This is a genomic window from Pseudomonas sp. OTU5201 (genome assembly GCF_038440135.1).
In the GTDB taxonomy this organism is placed as follows: domain Bacteria; phylum Pseudomonadota; class Gammaproteobacteria; order Pseudomonadales; family Pseudomonadaceae; genus Metapseudomonas; species Metapseudomonas resinovorans.
The window spans coordinates 1-3021 of the sequence record NZ_JASATC010000085.1; the positions used below are offsets into that span (position 1 = coordinate 1).

Genomic DNA, 3021 nt, shown 5'->3' on the forward strand with positions numbered 1-3021 from the left:
GGCTTCACGCACATCCTGATCCGAGCCGGCCTGCACACTGCCGACCACCGTGTAATTGGACACATTGATGGTCAGGGTCGTGGTGCTCAGATCACCATCGGCATCGACAATGCTGTAGGTGAAGGTATCGACCGCGCCCGCCAGGCCCGCGGAGTTGGCATGGCTGGTGTAGGTGTAACTGCCGTCGGCATGCAGCACCAGGGTGCCCAGACCGGTATCGATGGGCACGCCGACATCTCCCGAAACCGGGGTCGACGTGTCATTACCGGTACGCACGCCCACCACACCGGTGGTCGGCGACGGACGTCCATCGGCACCGAACACGTCCGCCACCGAGCCCAGACCGCCGCCGCTGACCACATTGCCATTGACGCTGCTGCCTTCGCTGACCGATGCGCCATCGGCCTTCGCCTGCGGCAGATCATCGGCGATCTCGATGGTCACCGTCGCCGAAGCGTTGGCCAGCCCGTCGCCCACATTAATAAGGAAGCCGTCCGTCTCCGGACCAGTGGCATCGGGGGTCGCTTCGGTCAGGGTGTAGCTGAAGCTGTAGGCGCCGTTGCTGTAACCAGTGATCAGTACGGTGCCATGGTCGGTAGTGAAGCTCTGCCCCACCAGGCTGGCGAAGCCACTGGTGGTCAGGTCGACCGTCAGGCTGCCGACGCTCAGGGTCTTCAGGTTGGCCAGCCCGTCGGCATCAGCCACGGTGAAGCTGCCGGTGGTGATGTTGCTACCGTCACCTGCGCTGCTGCCACCCGCAAGGCCCTTCTCGTAAACCTTGGCCAGGTCGCCTCCAGTACTGGGTGTGCTGACGTCCACTGTCGGAATGTCATTGCTGCCGGTAATGGTGAGGGTCAGGGTCGAACTGCTCGGGTCGTTGTCGGCGTCTCGCATGCTGTAGGCATACTGCAGGGTCACCTGCTCGCCCTGGTCCAGCCCCTCCACCGCCGCCGAGCCATTGGCCAGCGCGAAGCTGTAGCTGCCATCGGCATTCAGAGTGACCACGCCATAGGGGGTGTTCACCAGCAGGCTGTCGTTATCCCCCGGCGTGGCACCGGCCACGCCATTCCAGCTAGCGAAGGCCTTCGGCTGGTCGGCACCGCCCACATCGTTGTCCAGCACATTGCCGCTGACACTGGAGGGGCTGCCGTTCTCGGTCAGGCTGCGGCTGTCGGAGTTGCCTTGCGGAAGGTCGTCGACGATTTCGACCGTCACGCTCGCTGAGGCATTGGCCAATCCATCGCCCACGCTGACCAGGAAGCCATCGGTTTCCATGCCGGCCATATCGGTAGTGGCTTCGGTCAGGGTGTAGCTGAAGCTGTAAGTGCCGTTGCTGTAACCAGTGATCAGCACGGTGCCATGGTCGGTAGTGAAGCTCTGCCCTACCAGGCTGGCAAAGCCGCTGGTGGTCAGGTCGACCGTCAGGCTGCCGACGCTCAGGGTCTTCAGGCTGGCCAGCCCGTCCGAATCCGCGACACTGAAGCTGCCGGTGATGACGGTGCTGCCATCGTTGGCGCTGCTGCCACCTGCCAGGCCCTTCTCGAATACCTGCGCCAGGTCGCCCTCGGCATCCGGGGTGCTGACCTCGACGGTGGGGGCGTCGTTGCTGCCGGTAATGGTGATGGTCAGCGTCGACTCGCTCGAGTCGTTGTCGGCGTCTCGCATGCTGTAGGCGTACTGCAGGGTCACCTGCTCGCCGTGGTCCAGCCCCTCCACCGCCGCCGAACCGTTGGCCAGCACGAAGCTGTAGCTGCCGTCGGCATTCAGCGTGACGACGCCGTAAGGGGTATTCACCAACAGGCTGCCATTCTCACCTGCGATGGCACCGGCCACACCGTTCCAGCTGGTGAAGGCCTTGGGCTGATCGGCACCGCCGAAATCATTGCCCAGCACATTGCCAGACAGGGTGGCGGGGACGCTGCCTTCGATGATGCTGGCGCTGTCGGCATAGGCCTTGGGTGTATCGTCGTCCACATTGATGATCAGGCTGCCCGTGGCGCCGTCGCCATCGGCATCCGTCACCTTGTAGGCAATGCTGAAGCTCACATCGTTTTCGTCATACCCGGCCGGATGCATGATCGGGTTGTTCTGAACGACGCTGTACGCACCGGTTGCCCAGTTCAAGGCCAGGGTGATGACGGTCAGGCCGCCCTGCTTGATCAGCAGGTTGTCGCCGTCCTTCTCATAGCTGAAACCATCGGGCGCGCCGCTGGTGAGCAGCGTGATCGAACCAGGGCCATCAGCACCGAAATCATGAGCGATGGTGCCGCTGGTGTTCCGGGTGTCGGGATCACTGTCGCCGACGCCGCCGGGGTTGCCATAGGGCAAGGCGTCATCGTCGAGATAGACCTTCACAGACGGATCAATGCAAGGTGCGTCATCCTTGAAGCTGATGGCGTTGCCCAAGTCGAGCGAGGCACTGTCCTGGTCACCATCGCCGTCGGTGATGGTGGCGTTCAGGGTGATCAAGTCGGCACCGGCCAGCCCGGCGGCCTGGTCCGGCCCGTCATTGGGGGTATGGAAGATCGCCCGCGATTGATCCAGGGTTACCGTGCCGTCAGCGGCCACACTCAGGCGGAAGGCCAGTTGCCCTCCTCCAACCACGCGGCCGACGATATCCGCACCTTCCTTGAACAACAGGATGCTACTGCCGGTCGCAGTATCCCGCAGGCCGCTGTCCACCCCTGGCGACTTCACATCCAGGCTGTAGGTAACGGCGTTGTTAAGGGCAGCACCATCAGCACCGAATACTGGCGCGAAGGCCCCGGCGAAGTTGGTGCTGTCGGTGGCGCCCAGGGTGGTCTCGTCGACCTGCAGGTCGAGCCCGTCCAGCCCCCTCACGCTGATGCTCGGTACATCGTCGATGATGTCGATGGTCAGGGTACCGATGCCGGTATTGCCGTTGGCATCGGTCACCGTGAAAGTGAAGGTTTCAGAGAACTGCAGGTTACTTCCGTTGTTGTCCGGATTGACCTTGGGCGCCGAAATCAGCGTGTAGGTGTACGACCCATTGCTGGTGAC

At 63.0% G+C, this 3021-nt stretch carries 1 protein-coding gene; it reads right to left on the reverse strand.

The features are described from left to right. Positions 1–3021: DUF5801 repeats-in-toxin domain-containing protein (locus AAHM40_RS26930; RefSeq protein WP_342247428.1), on the reverse strand; the 3021-nt coding region annotated here is incomplete at both ends.